Genomic DNA, 16,541 nt, shown 5'->3' with positions numbered 1-16,541 from the left:
GAGGTGGCTGCATCGCGGGCAAGCCCGCTCCCACAGGGAATCGGTTTATCAGTGACGGAAGTGGCGCATACCGGTGAATACCATCGCGATACCAGCCTCGTCGGCAGCAGCAATCACTTCAGCATCACGCATCGAACCGCCTGGCTGGATCACCGCAGTGATACCGACCTTGGCCGCATTGTCCAGACCGTCGCGGAACGGGAAGAACGCATCCGATGCCATCACCGAACCGGCGACTTGCAGACCAGCGTGTTCAGCCTTGATCGCGGCGATACGTGCCGAGTTCACGCGGCTCATCTGGCCAGCGCCGACACCGATGGTCTGACGGTTCTTGGCGTAGACGATAGCGTTGGATTTAACGTACTTGGCCACTTTCCAGGCAAAGATCAGGTCGTGGATTTCCTGTTCGGTCGGGGCGCGTTTGGTCACCACTTTCAGGTCGTCGGCGCCGATCATGCCGATGTCACGGCTCTGTACCAGCAGGCCACCGTTGACGCGCTTGTAGTCCCAGGCAGCGGCACGGTCGGCCGACCACTCGCCGCAGGCCAGCAGGCGCACATTGGCCTTGGCAGCAACGATGGCGCGGGCTTCTTCGCTGACGCTCGGGGCGATGATCACTTCGACGAACTGACGCTCGACGATCGCCTTGGCGGTCTCGGCATCCAGTTCACGGTTGAAGGCGATGATGCCGCCGAACGCCGATTCGGTGTCGGTGGCGTAGGCCAGTTCGTAGGCCTGACGGATGCCGCCTTCGGCGTCCGGGCTCACGGCCACGCCGCAAGGGTTGGCGTGCTTGACGATCACGCAGGCCGGTTTGACGAAGCTCTTCACGCATTCCAGCGCGGCGTCGGTGTCGGCCACGTTGTTGTACGACAGTTCTTTGCCTTGCAGCTGAGTCGCGGTGGCGATGCCGACTTCGGCTGGTTTGGCCTCAACGTAGAACGCCGCGCTCTGGTGCGGGTTCTCGCCGTAGCGCATTTCCTGGGCCTTGATGAACTGGCTGTTGAAGGTGCGCGGGAATTCGCTGCGACCTTCGGTGCTGAGGGTGTCAGCGGCCTGGTTCACGGTGCCCATGTAGTTGGCGATCATGCCGTCGTAGGCGGCAGTGTGTTCGAACGCCTTGAGCATCAGGTCGAAACGTTGTGCGTAGGTCAGGCCGCCGGCCTTGAGGTTTTCCAGGACGTTGGCGTAGTCGCTGGCATTCACCACGATGGCCACGTCTTTGTGGTTTTTCGCGGCCGAACGGACCATGGTCGGGCCGCCGATGTCGATGTTCTCGATGGCGGTCGGCAGGTCGCAGCCTGGCTTGCTGATGGTGGCTTCGAACGGGTACAGGTTGACGGCTACCAGATCGATCGGCTTGATGCCGTGCTCGTTCATGATCGCGTCATCGATACCGCGACGACCGAGGATCCCGCCGTGGATTTTCGGGTGCAGGGTTTTCACCCGACCGTCCATCATCTCTGCGAAACCGGTGTAATCCGCGACTTCCACTGCGGCCACGCCGTTGTCCTGCAGCAGTTTGAAGGTCCCGCCGGTGGAAAGGATTTCCACGCCCAGGGCTTCCAGCTCCCTGGCGAATTCGAGGATCCCGGTCTTGTCGGAAACACTGATCAAGGCGCGGCGGATCGGCAGGCGGGTAGTCTGGTCGGTCATCTCAATTTCCATCAAAAGCAAGGGAAGTCAGCAAAAAAGGCGACCGGTTTTACGCGGGCGCCTTTCTGGTTTGATTGAATGCTTACAGCAGATCGTACTGCTTGAGTTTCTTGCGCAGCGTGCCGCGGTTGAGTCCGAGCAGCTCGCTGGCCTTGGTCTGGTTGCCCTTGACGTAGTTCATCACGCTTTCGAGCAGGGGAGCCTCGACTTCGGAGAGCACCAGGTTGTACACGTCCGTGACGGCTGCGCCCTCAAGGTGGGCGAAATAATTGTGCAGCGCTTTCTCGACACTCCCGCGAAGGGTCTGGCCTTCTTCGCTCGGGGTATTGAGGTGCTGTTTCAAATTCACGTTGTCGCTCACGGGTGTTGTTCCACTCACTAAAGTCTCGGTCATCATCGTCATGCGGCCACCCCTTCTCCGTCCCCTGTCAGGCTCTTGTAACGTTCGGCGAAGAACTCCCGAACGTTGGCGCATTGTGTTTCCGTACCATCCAAACGATTGAAACGGGCGCGAAACTCCTTGGCGCCCGGCAAGGTTGCGAGATACCAGCCCACATGCTTTCGGGCAATGCGTACGCCCATCACGTCCCCATAAAAGGCGTGGAGGGCGGCCAGATGCTCAAGCAGAATGCGTTCCACCTCGATCAGCTCCGGCGCCGGCAGTTTTTCGCCTGTACGCAGGAAGTGTTCGATCTCACGAAAAATCCATGGCCGCCCCTGGGCAGCCCGGCCGATCAACAGGCCATCGGCACCGGTCGCGTCGAGCACGTAGCGGGCCTTTTCCGGCGATACGATGTCGCCGTTGGCAAAGACCGGAATCGACACCGCCTGCTTGATCGCGGCAATGGTGTCGTACTCGGCTTCGCCGGTGTACAGGTCGGCGCGGGTGCGGCCATGCACCGCCAGCGCCGTGATCCCGGCCTGTTCGGCGATCTTCGCCACGGTCAGGCCGTTCTTGTTGTCGCGATCCCATCCGGTGCGGATCTTCAGGGTTACCGGCACATCAACCGCACCCACGACGGCGTGCAGGATCTCGGTAACCAGCGCTTCATCCTTCAACAACGCGGAGCCGGCGGCCTTGTTGCAGACCTTTTTTGCCGGGCAACCCATGTTGATGTCGATAATCTGTGCACCCAGTTCGACGTTGGCCCGGGCCGCGTCCGCCAGCATCTGCGCGTCGCCACCGGCAATCTGTACCGAGCGCGGCTCGGGATCGCCTTCGTGGATCATGCGCATGCGCGACTTGCGGGTATTCCACAGGCTCATGTCACTGGTGACCATTTCCGAGACTACAAGCCCTGCGCCCAATCGCTTGCACAACTGACGAAAGGGCTGGTCGGTGACACCCGCCATAGGGGCGAGGATCAAGCCGTTCTGCAATGTATATGGGCCGATGCGTACCGCCGACATAGGACTTCCCTGAAGTGGGGCCGGATCATGAGAGTTCGAAAAAGGGTTGGCATGATACCCGCTCTCGATGACTGGATAAAGGCTGAATTGAACAAAATCTGAACAGTTATTCTGTTATTACCGCCGGTTTGGTCGTGCGGTGCAAAGTCAGAAAACTGCCGTCAATTGCGGAGCGGTGAAGCGTTTCACTCGGGCGAGTGGAAACTCAGGCTGTAGTTCACCGCTTTCGGCCCCGGGTCGAGGATGTCCAGGGCGATGTGGATCGGCGTCTGCGGCGGCATTTCCGCCATGCCTTCGAGGTCGCCGTTGAGATATTCGCCAGGCTTGAAGCGACGGCTGGCGATCAGGTGACCGTTGAGGTCGGCGAAGCGCAACTCCAGCAGCGGAAACGGTTGCGAGAACGGTGCGCGGTTATAAATGATCGCGTCCACCACCAGCGCTCCGCTGAATTCCGGATGGCTGCGCACTACCAGGTTGCTGCTCTTGATCTTGGCGATATCGACCTTGGACGGCACCGTGCAGCCGATCTGCGGGCACAGTTGCTGGAACCACGGACGGTATTGATCCTGGCGGGCCAGCTCATCGAAATGATAGGCGATGTACTGGCCGGCGAGAGCGCCGGCGGCCAACAGGATCAACAACAGCCAGAGCAGGCGTCGGCCCCAAGGGGAGCGGCGTTTCTGCCAGTCCAGTTGCAGCGGGTCGTCGGTCAGGTCCTGTAACACTTCGGCACGTACGCCGGGCTCGCTGCGTTCGCGTTTTTTGCGCGGCGGCTCGACCGGTGTCAGATCGTCGTCCACCTCGTCACTGGCTGACAGGCGTTCGTGGCGAGCGGAATGATCGATCGGGTCGTGCAGGCGCAATTGCGGGATGGGCGGCTCGTCATCGAGGTCCACCGGCTCCAGCGATAGCGAAGGTTCGGTGCGTTCCGGTTTTGCCGGTTCGGCATCGATGACTTCGGTTTCGTGTTCAGGCTCGGCTGGTCGCTCGTCCGCCGGTTCGCTGAACAGGCTGTCCGACCACGGCTCGTCTTCCGGCTCGTGGCTGTCGCGACGCGCGCTGAGAGACTCTTCGCGCGGTCGGCCGAATTCGGTGGTCGGCTGGATTTCCCGTTGCTCGAGGCGGGCCAGTTCCTGATCAAGATCCAGGCTGTCCAGGTCCAGCTCGGCGGCGCTCCACTGCTTCTGGCTGATGGCGCGTGGCTCAGGCGTTTCGATGGGCTCGGGTTGTCTGGCGACGACCGGTGTTTCTGTGACCGGTGCCGGTTCGACGATGGCTGGCGCTACCGGCGTGACTGCTTCCTTGCCTGCGCGCTGTTCGAGCAACTGCTTGGCTGCGTTGAACACTTGCAGGCAGGAGCCGCAACGAACCACTCCGCGTGCCACGCTCAATTGAGTGTGGCTGACGCGGAAACTGGTTTGGCAATGCGGGCACTGGGTGACGAAGCTGTCGGTCATGCGGCGATCCGGATTGAGCAGGCGGTCATTCTAGCGCCGACGGCCGGTGATGCGCACCCAGCCATCACGATTGGCGATCGGGTCGAGATCGAAGTCCTGCGCGTAGGCGGCGGCGACTTCTTCGCCCTGTTCGGCGAGGATCCCGGACAGCGCCAGACGCCCGCCGGACTTGACCAGGCCGGACAGTTGCGGCGCCAGAGAAACCAGCGGGCCGGCCAGGATGTTGGCCACCAGCACGTCGGCTTTGACCTGCGGCAGATCCTCCGGCAGGTACAGCGGGAACAGCTCGTCGGCAATACCGTTGCGACCGGCGTTGTCGCGGGAGGCTTCCAGCGCCTGCACGTCGATGTCGGTGCCGACGGCTTCTTTCGCGCCCAGCAGCAGCGCGGCGATGGCCAGAATCCCCGAGCCACAACCGAAGTCCAGCACGTTGCAGTCTTTCAGGTCCTGACCGTCCAGCCATTCCAGGCACAGGGCGGTGGTCGGGTGGGTGCCGGTACCGAACGCCAGGCCCGGATCCAGCAGCAGGTTGACTGCGTCAGGTTGCGGCGCGGCGTGCCAGCTCGGCACGATCCACAGGCGCTGGCCGAATTGCATCGGCTGGAAACCGTCCATCCAGCTGCGTTCCCAGTCCTGGTCTTCGATCACTTCGCTGTGATGCTCGGGCAGCGGGCTGCCGGTCAGCAGTTCCAGATGGGCCAGTACCGGGGCGGCTTCGGTGCCGCCCTCGAACAGGGCCAGCAGGTGGGTGTGTGCCCACAGCGGGGTGGTGTTGAGTTCCGGTTCGAAGATCGGTTGATCTTCGGCGTCCATGAAGGTCACCGAGACGGCGCCCACTTCAAGGAAAGCGTCTTCGTAGGTTTCGGCTTGTTCTGGGCTGATGGCGAGACGGACTTGCAGCCAAGGCATGGCGGGCACCTGTGAAAAAGATTGATTGCAGCCTAGCGGCCTGCGAGAAGCGCGCAAGTTTACGCGAGCGCGATGGTTTTGTGGGAGCGGGTAATGTGTGAGCAGATGAAACCTTAAGAAACAACAAAGCCGCCCGAAGGCGGCTTTGTCAGGTGCGGGCTGAAGCTTAGTGCTTCTCGCCAGCCAGCTTGTGCTCGAGGTAGTGAATGTTCACGCCCCCTTTGCAGAAGCCTTCGTCGCGGGTCAGATCACGGTGCAGCGGGATGTTGGTCTTGATCCCGTCAACCACGATTTCGTCCAGGGCATTGCGCATGCGCGCCATGGCTTCGTCGCGGGTGGCGCCGTAAGTGATCAGCTTGCCGATCAGCGAGTCGTAATTCGGCGGAACCGCATAACCGCTGTACAGGTGCGAATCGACGCGAACGCCGTTGCCGCCTGGTGCGTGGAAATGCTTGACCGTGCCCGGGCTCGGCATGAAGGTTTTCGGGTCTTCAGCGTTGATCCGGCATTCCAGCGAGTGACCGCGGATAACCACGTCATCCTGAGTGAACGACAGCTTGTTGCCAGCGGCGATGCTGAGCATCTCCTTGACGATGTCGATACCGGTGACCATTTCCGAAACCGGGTGCTCCACCTGAACACGGGTGTTCATTTCGATGAAGTAGAAACGACCGTTCTCGTACAGGAACTCGAAGGTGCCGGCGCCACGGTAGCCGATGTCGACGCACGCCTTGACGCAGCGGGCGAGGACTTCCTTGCGGGCCTGCTCGTCGATGCCCGGAGCCGGCGCTTCTTCGAGGACCTTCTGGTGACGGCGCTGCAGCGAGCAGTCACGGTCGCCCAGATGGATGGCGTTGCCCTGGCCGTCGGACAGAACCTGCACTTCGACGTGACGCGGGTTGGTCAGGAATTTTTCCAGATAGACCATCGGGTTGCCGAACGCCGCGCCAGCTTCGGTGCGGGTCAGTTTGGCGAAGGCGATCAGGTCTTCTTCCTTGTGCACCACGCGCATGCCGCGACCACCACCGCCGCCAGCGGCTTTGATGATCACCGGGTAGCCGACTTCACGACCGATGCGCAGCGCCGTTTCTTCGTCTTCCGGCAGTGGGCCGTCGGAGCCTGGAACGGTTGGAACGCCCGCTTCGATCATCGCGTGCTTGGCCGATACCTTGTCGCCCATCAGGCGAATGGTGTCGGCTTTCGGGCCGATGAAAGCGAAACCGGAGTTCTCGACCTGCTCGGCAAAGTCGGCGTTTTCCGCGAGGAAACCGTAGCCTGGGTGAATGGCGGTAGCGCCAGTCACTTCAGCGGCCGCGATGATTGCCGGGATGTGCAGGTAAGAGTGCGCGGCAGAAGCCGGGCCGATGCAGACGGATTCGTCTGCCAGACCCAGGTGCATCAGCTCTTTGTCGGCCTTGGAGTAAACGGCGACGGTCTTGATGCCCATCTCTTTGCAGGCACGCAGAATCCGCAGGGCGATCTCACCGCGGTTAGCGATCAGAACTTTTTCCAACTTCGCAGTCATCAAAGGCTCTCCGCAGTTCAAACGATGGTGAACAGCGGTTGGTCGTACTCAACCGGCTGGCCGTCTTCGACGAGGATGGACTCGATCACACCGCTGGTTTCAGCTTCGATGTGGTTCATCATCTTCATGGCTTCAACGATGCACAGGGTGTCGCCTTTCTTCACGGTCTGGCCGACTTCAACGAAGGACGGCGAGGTTGGCGAAGATTTGCGATAGAAGGTGCCGACCATCGGCGAACGGGCAACGGTGCCGTTCAGCGCTGGAGCAGCAGCGGCAGCCGGAGCGGCGGCAGCAACTGGGGCGGCAGCGGCAACAGGTGCAGCGGCCGGAGCCTGCATCGGAGCCGGTGCGTAGTACTGCTGCGCCGGGGTCTTGCTGTGGCGGCTGATGCGTACGGACTCTTCGCCTTCCTTGATCTCGAGCTCGTCGATGCCGGACTCTTCCAGCAATTCGATCAGTTTCTTAACTTTACGGATATCCATGAATCATCAACTCCCAAGGGTCGGTCAGGGGCGTATAGCTTGTTGTTCAAGCTGCTCTAGTGCAGCCTCCAGGGCCAGTCGATAACCGCTGGCGCCAAGGCCGCAGATCACTCCCACCGCTACGTCGGAGAAGTAAGAGTGATGGCGGAAAGGTTCGCGTTTGTGCACGTTGGACAAATGCACTTCGATGAATGGGATGCTCACTCCCAGCAGCGCGTCACGTAATGCGACACTTGTGTGCGTAAAAGCCGCTGGATTGATCAGAATGAAGTCCACACCTTCGCCGCGTGCGGCGTGGATGCGGTCGATCAATTCGTACTCGGCATTGCTCTGCAGGTACAGCAGATGATGGCCGGCTTCACGGGCGCGGCGTTCCAGGTCCTGATTGATCTGCGCCAGGGTCGTCGACCCGTAGGTCCCGGGTTCGCGGGTGCCGAGCAGGTTCAGGTTGGGGCCGTGCAGCACCAGTAGCGTTGCCATCTGCGTGTTCCTTGTTATGGGTGAGCCTTCGTCAGAACCCGGCGACTATGCCGCAAAGACTTTGTGACTGTCCAGTTCTCTGCAATAGCCAGCACGATCTCCGATGTTTGCGCGAAATATGTGACTGAGTGATCAGATCCGGTCATTCACGCTGCCAAACCCGACACAATCGCGATCAGACGCGGAACGCCTGAACCGCTGTGTGCAGTTGCCCACCCAATACCAGCAGATTCTCACCCTGTTCACGTCCTTCGCCGATGCGCAGCAAGTTATCGCCGCCCAATTGGTGAATCCGTTCGCTGTGATCGCGGATTTCGCTGACCGCGCCACTTTGCTGCGCTGTGACATCGGCGATGCGCACTGCCGTGTCGGAAATGGTCTGGATTGCGCCGACAATCTTGTCTAGCGCCCCGTCCGCCGATTGCGCCTGATTGGCTGTGGCTTCGGCGTGCTCAACCTGAGCGCGCATACCTTCGACCGACTGTCGGGCGGCGGTTTGCAGGCCGGCGATCAAGGTTTGAATTTCTGCGGTGGCGCCAGCGGTGCGTTGCGCCAGTGAGCGGACTTCCTCCGCCACCACGGCAAAACCACGACCCATTTCCCCAGCGCGGGCAGCTTCGATGGCTGCGTTCAGGGCCAGCAGGTTGGTCTGGTCGGCAATCGAACGGATCACCGTCAACACGCCACCGATGGTGGCCGACTCTTCCGCCAGATGCTCGATCATCTGCGCATTGCCTTGTACTTCCTCTACCAGCGCATGCAGGCCGGTGAGGCTCAGGCCGATGACTTTTTGCCCGTGCTCGACGGCCTGTCCCGCATGACGGCTGGCGTCTGCGGCCTGGCGCGCATCGCCGGCCACTTGTTGGATGGTCGCTTCCAGTTCGCTGAGGGAGTCGCGGATCAGCGCGGTATCGCCGGCCTGATGTTCGGCGCCGCTGTGCAGGTCATTGCTCAGCTCGGCGAGGGTGCGGCTGCTGCCCGCCACTTGTTCGGCATTGCCGCGAATCGTCCCGACCAGATCCACCAGATAGGCACGCAGGCGATTGAGCGAGGCTTCGATGTCGTGCAGTTCGCGGTTGGTTTTACCCAGATGAATGTCGCGGCTGAAATCGCCTTCGGCCCAGGTCGAAAGCGCAGGGGCGAGGTTGGTCAGGGTGCGGGCCAAGCGTCGCTGCAAGGTGTCGATCAGCAGGGCGATCAACAGGATCAGGCCGATCATCACGCCTTGCATCAGGCGCACTTCGCTCTGGATCTGCCCGTGTTGGGCGCGTACCACCGGCTCCAGGCCGGCGATGGCTTGTTGCACCGCAGCGATTTTCTCGTGGGTGGCGGTGCTGAGCTCGGTGCGTTTCTGGATCTGGTCGCGGGTGCGGGCCAGTTCTGCCGGGTAACGGCCGAGCAAACTGTTGAGTTCGCGTTTGAGGCCGACGCCGGCGTCTTCGGCGACGGCTTTTTCAGTGCTTTCAATGCCCATCATCGAGGCAAAATCGTCGCTGCCGGATTCGCTGCGGGTGACCACACCAAGCAGGGGCAGGGCATCGATTGCCTGAGCCTGGGTGCGGATGTTGGTGACTTCGCGCTCGACGTCGGCAGCCAGTTCACTGCGCCCGCTGCTGGCCAGTTTGTCCCGGGCCAGCGATAACTTGCCCAGATGTTGAGACGCCGCGAGCAGTGGCGTCAGGTAAGTCGAGTTGCCGCCGGCGTAGGTGCTGAGCTGATCGAGGCTCGCACCCAGTTCGCGCTCCGCCTGCAACAGCAAGGCTTGCGGATCGCCGGCCAGTTTGCCGGCGGCGAGCAGGTCGGTCTTGCTGAATTCTTCGAGGCTCGACAGGCTTGGACGCAGGGTGTCGGCCAGTGCCGGCGGCAAGTCACCGAGCTCTTTCTGCAAGCTGTCGATGGCCTGGCTGGCGCTGCTCAGGCGCAGGGCGTCGCCGCTGCCGAGGTAGTCCTCGACGTTACGCGCGACTTCATTCTGAAATTGCTGGGACAGCCCGAGGTAGCGCTCCATCAACAGATAGGGGCGCTCGAGGGCTTTTTGCGACCACCACAGCGTGGCGCCGAGGGCCACGCAGACGGCGACCAACAACAGTGTGTTGAGATTGGTGAGCAACTTCAGGCGCATGACGGCTACCAACGGCAGAAATGGTAAGCGCCTGAATTTATTGCGGTTCTGTTACAGGGTTATGACCGAATCGGTGGATTCCGGTGAAAAAGTGGCACTTTGCTTTGAGTCCCGCGCGGTCTGCACCCGATTGCGACCTTCACCCTTGGCGCGGTACAGCGCCTCGTCGGCCTGGCTCGCCATCATCAGGCTGTCGGAATCGTCGTGCATCTCCACCACCCCGGCGCTGAACGTGCACCACAGGTCGTGAGGCTGGGCCGGGTAATGGATTTCGGCGAAGCGCTGGCGGATTTCGTCGAGCACTTTGTGCGCGGCTTCTATATCGGTGTCGGGCATGACGATGGCGAATTCTTCACCGCCGTAACGGCCGATGAAGTCGGTCTTGCGTAGGCGTTGCTTGAGGAACAGCGCCAAGCTCTTGATCACACGGTCGCCCATGGGATGGCCGTGGCTGTCGTTGACCCGTTTGAAGTGGTCGATGTCGAGCATCGCAAAACTCAGCGGCTTGTTTTCGCGGCGGGCACGGAACGAGCAGTCTTCCAGCAACTGGAGAATGTGCGTGTGGTTGTAAAGGCCGGTGAGACTGTCGCGGACCATTCGTGCCTTGAGATTGCGTGCACGCGCTGCGCGGTTGCGCACCGTGGTGATCAGGTGGCGCGGCTTGATCGGTTTGGTCAGGAAGTCGTCGCCGCCCTCGCTCATGGCGTCGAGTTGTTTGTCCAGGTCGTCTTCGGCCGATAGATAAATGATCGGCACGCTGACGTAGCGGTCGTTGTGACGGATGACCTTGGCCAGTTCGGTGCCGGTGCAGGCCGGCATGTACATGTCGAGGATGATCAGGTCCGGCTGGAAGTCCGCCAGCTCGGCCATGGCCTGAATCGGCTCGATCAGTGTGCGAGTGACAATCCCGGCGCTGTTGAGCAAGCGTTCGGTGTGCATCGCCTGAGCGCGGGAGTCGTCGATGATCAGCACTTTATAAGGCTCGTACTGTGCGACACAGGTCAGGACTTCGATTTTTTCCAGCAGGCTCGAGGCTTCGAGGGTGCCGGTGAGAAACTCCTGACCGCCGGCGCGCACGGCGGCGAGGCGGGTCGGGGTGTCGGTTTCATGCAGGCTGAAGAACAGCAGCGGCAAAGGCTCTTCCAGACCTTGCTGGGCCTCGGCGGCGAGTTTCAGGCCGACGCCGGCGCCGCTGAAGTCCACGTCCATGACGATGGCGGCTGGCAGGCGCTCGACCATCGAGGAGCGAAACGCCGACACGCTGTCCAGCGCCTGGGCGCTCAGACCAAAAAACTCCAGTTGCTTGGCCAGCCGCTCGGCGCGGTCGTGATCCTGAAGCATCACGTAGATCGGTTTGCGCAGGGGCGGCAAAAAGGTCTGGTCGAGCTGATCGCCATGGCGCAGGCCGGTGCGCGAAAGACGCTGCATCAAACGGTTGAGGTCAGTGATCAGGCCACTGCTCAGGCGCCCGCGATTGGCATCCACCGCTTCCAGCGACTGGCTGATGTGATGGGCCAGTTGGGTGTGCTCGGGCTGTTCGAAACGCTCGGCAAAACGCAGCAGGCGCAGATTGGCTTCGCTCAGTTCGGCGAGGTCGGCAGTGGACCACTCACTGCGTTGCAGGCGCTGCCATATCTCAAGAATCTGACGTGCCTGATGAATTACCCGCTGGGCAAAGTGGTGCTTGAGGCGCTCACGGCTGGGGTCTTCTGGCTCGGTCATATCCTGACTACTAGTTAGGGTGCATGCTGAGATCGACTGGTGGCTCTATGCTAGCACCTCTTTCCGGTTACATGAGTGTCGTACGTCAATAATCTGCGGTGCGTCACCATTCAGTTTCTGACCAGCTGGTTTCAATTCGAACCTGTTTGTCGGGGGAGGTCCCTTGGATCCGGGTACTCTAAGGCTTATCAAGAAACAATTTCTATCGCAGGCCTGATGCGAAAACGGGAGGGTTCACGAATTTTTCCATCGGCATCGACAAGGTTTTCTCAGGGCCACGGGTATCAGGGAATCCCTTAGCGCACGACGGCAGGCCCAAAGAGTCACCCCCTGTCATTATTGACGGGTGCGAGTCAGAGGCACGTTGTTGTATGGTTGCTGTCGAACCGTTGAACCCAAGATTGAAAGGATATCGCCATGCTGGACTGGAAGAATCGCGCGGGCAGCGCGCCCGAACGTGCCGCCGAGCCGAAGTCGGCCGCGCGCAGCTATGTTGGCGGCCTGTTGTTCAGCCGCGCGCTGGCCACGCTGGTCGGTATTTACCTGTTGGTGACCATCGGCCTGGGCTGGTACTGGAGCGAAGAGCCGGCCCTGTTCCCGGTGGCGCAGAACGCACAGCTGGCCGCCGAGAAAGAAGGCAAGCAGATGGTGGTTGGCTACACCACGGTCGAAACCCTCAAGACCGTCGCCGGCACCCTGCTGAACAAGCCGGGCGGCTACATTTCCAACGACCGCTTCCCGCCGGGCCTGTGGATGGACAACATGCCGAGCTGGGAATATGGCGTGCTGGTGCAGGTGCGTGACCTGACCCGTGCCTTGCGCAAGGACTTCGCCCGCTCGCAGTCGCAATCGGCTGAAGACGCCGATCTGGCCAAGGCCGAACCGCGCTTCAACTTCGACAACAAGAGCTGGATTCTGCCGTCCAGCGAGTCGGAGTACCAGGAAGGCATCAACTCCCTGAGCCGTTATCAGGCCCGCCTGTCTGACCCGACGCAAAAGAACGCGCTGTTCTACGCTCGCGCCGACAACCTGAACAACTGGCTGGGTGATGTCGGCACCCGTCTCGGTTCGCTGTCGCAACGCCTGTCGGCCAGTGTTGGCCGGGTCAAGCTCAACACCGCGCTGAAAACCGAAGTGCCGGCGGTGGGTGAAGTGCCACAGGTTGACGAGGAAATTGTCGAGACCCCGTGGATGCAGATCGACAACGTGTTCTATGAAGCCCGCGGTCAGGCCTGGGCGCTGTCGCACATGCTGCGTGCCATCGAAGTCGATTTCGCCGACGTGCTGGCGAAGAAGAACGCCACGGTCAGCGTGCGCCAGATCATTCGTGAACTGGAGGCTTCGCAGGAGCCGGTGTGGAGCCCGATGATCCTCAACGGCAGCGGCTTCGGGGTACTGGCCAACCACTCGCTGGTGATGGCCAACTACATTTCCCGGGCCAACGCCGCCGTGATCGACCTTCGTCAACTGCTCAATCAGGGCTGAGTCATGAGCGACAACGCCAGAGAGGCTGCCCATCGGGCGGCCTCGGATGCCGAACAGATCGCCTGGGTCGATGAGCAGGACAACCTGCTCGGCGCCCTGGTGCGTTCCGACCTGCGTGAGCGCGGGCTGATCGGGCGTGGCACCTACATCATGCTGTTCAACTCCGTCGGCGAACTTTGTGTCCACCGACGGACCTTGAGTAAAGCCATTTATCCCGGTTATTGGGATGTGGCGGCGGGGGGGATGGTGCAGGCGAACGAGACCTACGCAGAGTCGGCGGCCCGTGAGCTGGAAGAAGAGCTGGGGGTGAGCGGCGTCGAGCTGACGGCTCATGACCATTTCTACTTCGAGGACACCGGCAATCGTCTGTGGTGCTCGGCGTTTTCAGCGGTATGGGACGGGCCGCTGATCCTGCAGCCGGAAGAAGTGCTCGAAGCACGCTTCATTCCGGTCGATCAGGTCATGCTGGAAATCGAGCAGAAGCCTTATTGCCCGGACTCTCTGGCAGCCTTGAAGCGCTATCTGAAGGCTCAGCAAAGCGACGTCGCAAAGAACTCATAAAATGGCGCCGATTGGCACTTAGCAATCGGCGTTTTTGCCGTTACACTGCGCGACCTTTTCAAGCTGTGCCGGCCTGCTTTGCAGGAGCAACCGACACAGTAGCGCTGCCCCTGCCTGAGTGGGGCTTCGCGGTCGATAGCCTTGCCCAAGGCTGCGATCAGTCTTTGTCCTCCCAAGAGGATTGCCGGTGGCCAAAAAAGCCGCATCCTTCGCCGCCCTGGGCGGTCTGGTATTTTCCACCGACGCAGGTCGTCATTGCCCGGAATGCAGTAAGCCGGTGGACGCCTGTATCTGCAGACAAACCGTGATCCCGGCCGGCGACGGCATTGCCCGCGTTCGCCGCGAGAGCAAGGGTCGTGGCGGCAAGACGGTGACCACCATCACCGGCGTGCCCCTGGCCGAAGACGCACTCAAAGAGCTGGCGACAACGTTGAAGAAGCGTTGCGGCACCGGCGGTGCGTTGAAAGACGGGATCATCGAAATCCAGGGCGATCATGTCGAGCTACTCTTGGCCGAGTTGATCAAGCACGGTTTCAAGGCGAAGAAGTCCGGCGGCTAGCAGCCTCTGTGAAAACCACCAGCGGCTTGATCCGGCACTGATTGTCATCAGTTTCGGCGTCGTCACCATGGTTTTCACAGAGCCTGTTCATGACCGGTTTCTAAACTCAACGCTGTCAGCGCGGTCTACCGCCCCGCTGACGAACCGTCATTTTCATTCTTTAGACTGCGCCGGCCTGCATCAGGCGACGCACTATGACTTCTTTATAGGGGACTTCGATGTCCGTACGACGCACACGCAAAGACGATGGCAGCCAATGGACAGTTGCGGACAGCCGCAGTGTTTACGGGATTCGCCATTGGGGGGCCGGGTATTTCGCGATCAATGACGCCGGTCGCGTCGAAGTTCGTCCGAACGGCCCGAGCAGTTCACCGATCGACCTGTTCGAACAAGTCGACCAGTTGCGCAAGAGCGGCCTTTCGTTGCCGCTGCTGGTGCGTTTTCCCGATATCCTGCAAGACCGCGTGCGTCAGCTGACCGGTGCTTTCGACTCGAACATCGAGCGTCTGGAATACCAGAGCAAGTACACCGCGCTGTACCCGATCAAGGTCAACCAGCAGGAGGCGGTGATTGAAAACATCATCGCGACCCAGAACGTTTCCATCGGTCTGGAAGCCGGCTCCAAGCCTGAGCTGCTGGCCGTGCTGGCACTGGCGCCGAAGGGAGGCACCATCGTTTGCAACGGTTACAAGGACCGCGAGTTCATCCGTCTGGCGCTGATGGGCCAGAAGCTTGGCCACAACGTGTTCATCGTGATCGAGAAAGAGTCCGAAGTCGGTCTGGTGATCGAAGAAGCCGCCTCGCTGAAGGTCAAGCCACAGGTCGGCCTGCGCGTGCGCCTGTCGTCGCTGGCGTCGTCGAAGTGGGCGGACACCGGTGGCGAGAAATCCAAATTCGGTCTGTCGGCGGCGCAACTGCTGTCGGTGGTCGAGCGCTTCCGCGCCGCCGGTCTGGATCAGGGCATCCGCCTGCTGCACTTCCACATGGGTTCGCAGATCGCCAACCTCGCGGACTACCAGCACGGCTTCAAGGAAGCGATCCGTTACTACGGTGAGCTGCGCAACCTTGGTTTGCCAGTCGATCACATCGACGTCGGTGGCGGTCTGGGCGTCGACTACGACGGTACCCACTCGCGCAATGCCAGTTCGATCAACTACGACATGGATGACTACGCCGGTGTCGTGGTCGGCATGCTCAAGGAGTTCTGCGACGCGCAGAGCCTGCCGCACCCGAACATTTTCTCCGAAAGTGGCCGTTCGCTGACCGCTCACCACGCCATGCTGGTAGTGCAGGTGACCGACGTCGAGAAGCATAACGACGACGTGCCGCAGATCGAGAACAAGGAGTCGCTGCCGGAAACCGTGCAGTGGCTGGTTGATCTGCTCGGCCCGACCGACATCGAAATGGTCACCGAAACCTATTGGCGCGCCACTCACTACATGAGCGACGTGGCCACCCAGTACGCCGATGGCAAACTGACCCTGGCCGAAAAAGCCCTGGCCGAGCAGTGCTACTTCGCCGTGTGCCGTCGCCTGCACAACTCGCTGAAGGCGCGTCAGCGTTCGCACCGTCAGGTGCTGGACGAACTCAACGACAAGCTGGCCGACAAGTACATCTGCAACTTCTCGGTGTTCCAGAGCTTGCCGGACACCTGGGCCATCGGCCAGGTGTTGCCGATTCTGCCGCTGCACCGTCTCGACGAAGAGCCGCTGCGTCGTGCTGTCCTGCAAGACCTGACCTGCGACTCCGACGGCAAGATCAAGCAATACGTCGACGAGCAGAGCATCGAGACCAGTCTGCCAGTACACGGGTTGAATGAAGGTGAGGATTACCTGCTGGGTATCTTCCTGGTGGGCGCCTATCAGGAAATTCTCGGCGACATGCACAACCTGTTCGGTGACACCGATTCGGTGAACATCTACCAGAACGCCGACGGCAGCGTGTACCACGCCGGGATCGAAACCCACGATACCATCGAAGACATGCTGCGCTATGTGCACTTGTCGCCGGAAGAGCTGATGACCCACTACCGCGACAAGTGCGCCAGTGCCCGTATCAGTGCTACCGAACGCACCCAGTTCCTCGATGCGCTGCGCCTGGGTCTGACCCGCTCCTCCTACCTGTCTTCCTGACGTCAGGTTCCGAATCCATCAGGTTGTCTGAAATTTTTCCG

General features: G+C 61.0%; 14 protein-coding genes. 4 read left to right on the top strand and 10 right to left on the bottom strand.

Features of this window, described 5'->3' with window-relative positions:
• Positions 1 to 48: 48 nt before the first annotated feature.
• From purH to gcbA, 10 genes are all read right to left on the bottom strand, one after another.
• On the bottom strand, positions 49 to 1,656 hold the full coding sequence (gene purH, locus JJN09_RS15415) for a bifunctional phosphoribosylaminoimidazolecarboxamide formyltransferase/IMP cyclohydrolase (protein WP_249482507.1): 1,608 nt from the start codon (positions 1,654 to 1,656) through the stop codon (positions 49 to 51).
• A gap of 82 nt (positions 1,657 to 1,738) precedes the next feature.
• Positions 1,739 to 2,059 carry a DNA-binding transcriptional regulator Fis gene (fis, locus tag JJN09_RS15410; protein WP_003186237.1) on the bottom strand — a complete coding sequence of 107 codons (321 nt, stop codon included), beginning with the start codon at positions 2,057 to 2,059 and terminating at the stop codon, positions 1,739 to 1,741.
• Positions 2,056 to 3,066 carry a tRNA dihydrouridine synthase DusB gene (dusB, locus tag JJN09_RS15405; protein WP_249482506.1) on the bottom strand — a complete coding sequence of 337 codons (1,011 nt, stop codon included), beginning with the start codon at positions 3,064 to 3,066 and terminating at the stop codon, positions 2,056 to 2,058. The genes fis and dusB overlap by 4 nt, the downstream gene beginning before the upstream one ends.
• A 185-nt stretch (positions 3,067 to 3,251) precedes the next feature.
• On the bottom strand, positions 3,252 to 4,523 hold the full coding sequence (locus JJN09_RS15400) for a DUF3426 domain-containing protein (RefSeq protein ID WP_249482505.1): 1,272 nt from the start codon (positions 4,521 to 4,523) through the stop codon (positions 3,252 to 3,254).
• Positions 4,524 to 4,553: 30 nt separating this feature from the next.
• Positions 4,554 to 5,432, bottom strand: a complete 879-nt coding sequence (prmA, locus tag JJN09_RS15395; protein WP_085732735.1) for a 50S ribosomal protein L11 methyltransferase — start codon at positions 5,430 to 5,432, stop codon at positions 4,554 to 4,556.
• A gap of 166 nt (positions 5,433 to 5,598) precedes the next feature.
• Positions 5,599 to 6,957 carry an acetyl-CoA carboxylase biotin carboxylase subunit gene (gene accC, locus JJN09_RS15390; protein ID WP_096819741.1) on the bottom strand — a complete coding sequence of 453 codons (1,359 nt, stop codon included), beginning with the start codon at positions 6,955 to 6,957 and terminating at the stop codon, positions 5,599 to 5,601.
• A gap of 17 nt (positions 6,958 to 6,974) precedes the next feature.
• On the bottom strand, positions 6,975 to 7,439 hold the full coding sequence (gene accB / locus JJN09_RS15385) for an acetyl-CoA carboxylase biotin carboxyl carrier protein (protein ID WP_096819740.1): 465 nt from the start codon (positions 7,437 to 7,439) through the stop codon (positions 6,975 to 6,977).
• Positions 7,440 to 7,463: 24 nt separating this feature from the next.
• Positions 7,464 to 7,919 carry a type II 3-dehydroquinate dehydratase gene (gene aroQ / locus JJN09_RS15380; protein WP_007951022.1) on the bottom strand — a complete coding sequence of 152 codons (456 nt, stop codon included), beginning with the start codon at positions 7,917 to 7,919 and terminating at the stop codon, positions 7,464 to 7,466.
• Positions 7,920 to 8,094: 175 nt separating this feature from the next.
• A complete protein-coding gene (locus JJN09_RS15375) occupies positions 8,095 to 10,041 on the bottom strand; it encodes a methyl-accepting chemotaxis protein (RefSeq protein WP_249482504.1) in 1,947 nt (648 codons plus the stop codon).
• A 51-nt stretch (positions 10,042 to 10,092) separates the two neighbouring features.
• Complete coding sequence (gene gcbA, locus JJN09_RS15370) at positions 10,093 to 11,763, bottom strand: diguanylate cyclase GcbA (protein WP_249482503.1); 1,671 nt, start codon at positions 11,761 to 11,763, stop codon at positions 10,093 to 10,095.
• Between the two features lie 417 nt (positions 11,764 to 12,180).
• Between gcbA and JJN09_RS15365 the strand changes: the two genes are divergently transcribed.
• The 4 genes from JJN09_RS15365 to speA all read left to right on the top strand — a co-directional run bounded on the left by JJN09_RS15365 (position 12,181) and on the right by speA (position 16,500).
• Complete coding sequence (locus tag JJN09_RS15365) at positions 12,181 to 13,248, top strand: DUF2333 family protein (protein ID WP_096819736.1); 1,068 nt, start codon at positions 12,181 to 12,183, stop codon at positions 13,246 to 13,248.
• A 3-nt stretch (positions 13,249 to 13,251) separates the two neighbouring features.
• A complete protein-coding gene (locus tag JJN09_RS15360; RefSeq protein ID WP_249482502.1) occupies positions 13,252 to 13,809 on the top strand; it encodes an NUDIX hydrolase in 558 nt (185 codons plus the stop codon).
• A 187-nt stretch (positions 13,810 to 13,996) separates the two neighbouring features.
• On the top strand, positions 13,997 to 14,368 hold the full coding sequence (locus tag JJN09_RS15355; protein WP_096819734.1) for a translation initiation factor Sui1: 372 nt from the start codon (positions 13,997 to 13,999) through the stop codon (positions 14,366 to 14,368).
• A gap of 218 nt (positions 14,369 to 14,586) precedes the next feature.
• Positions 14,587 to 16,500 (top strand): arginine decarboxylase, encoded by a 1,914-nt coding sequence (gene speA, locus JJN09_RS15350; RefSeq protein ID WP_249482501.1) that lies wholly within the window; start codon positions 14,587 to 14,589, stop codon positions 16,498 to 16,500.
• Positions 16,501 to 16,541: the final 41 nt, after the last annotated feature.

Source organism: Pseudomonas sp. HS6, from assembly GCF_023375815.1.
In the GTDB taxonomy this organism is placed as follows: Bacteria; Pseudomonadota; Gammaproteobacteria; order Pseudomonadales; family Pseudomonadaceae; genus Aquipseudomonas.
This window is presented reverse-complemented; position numbering and strand designations above follow the sequence as displayed.

What these genes read in the sequence shown, in the direction of transcription:
- fis (WP_003186237.1), bottom strand. Translation starts at nt 2,059, where the DNA reads ATGACGATGATGACCGAGACTTTAGTGAGTGGAACAACACCCGTGAGC.
- JJN09_RS15375 (WP_249482504.1), bottom strand. Translation starts at nt 10,041, where the DNA reads ATGCGCCTGAAGTTGCTCACCAATCTCAACACACTGTTGTTGGTCGCC.
- purH (WP_249482507.1), bottom strand. Translation starts at nt 1,656, where the DNA reads ATGACCGACCAGACTACCCGCCTGCCGATCCGCCGCGCCTTGATCAGT.
- JJN09_RS15400 (WP_249482505.1), bottom strand. Translation starts at nt 4,523, where the DNA reads ATGACCGACAGCTTCGTCACCCAGTGCCCGCATTGCCAAACCAGTTTC.
- aroQ (WP_007951022.1), bottom strand. Translation starts at nt 7,919, where the DNA reads ATGGCAACGCTACTGGTGCTGCACGGCCCCAACCTGAACCTGCTCGGC.
- dusB (WP_249482506.1), bottom strand. Translation starts at nt 3,066, where the DNA reads ATGTCGGCGGTACGCATCGGCCCATATACATTGCAGAACGGCTTGATC.
- gcbA (WP_249482503.1), bottom strand. Translation starts at nt 11,763, where the DNA reads ATGACCGAGCCAGAAGACCCCAGCCGTGAGCGCCTCAAGCACCACTTT.
- accC (WP_096819741.1), bottom strand. Translation starts at nt 6,957, where the DNA reads ATGACTGCGAAGTTGGAAAAAGTTCTGATCGCTAACCGCGGTGAGATC.
- accB (WP_096819740.1), bottom strand. Translation starts at nt 7,439, where the DNA reads ATGGATATCCGTAAAGTTAAGAAACTGATCGAATTGCTGGAAGAGTCC.
- speA (WP_249482501.1), top strand. Translation starts at nt 14,587, where the DNA reads ATGTCCGTACGACGCACACGCAAAGACGATGGCAGCCAATGGACAGTT.
- prmA (WP_085732735.1), bottom strand. Translation starts at nt 5,432, where the DNA reads ATGCCTTGGCTGCAAGTCCGTCTCGCCATCAGCCCAGAACAAGCCGAA.
- JJN09_RS15360 (WP_249482502.1), top strand. Translation starts at nt 13,252, where the DNA reads ATGAGCGACAACGCCAGAGAGGCTGCCCATCGGGCGGCCTCGGATGCC.
- JJN09_RS15365 (WP_096819736.1), top strand. Translation starts at nt 12,181, where the DNA reads ATGCTGGACTGGAAGAATCGCGCGGGCAGCGCGCCCGAACGTGCCGCC.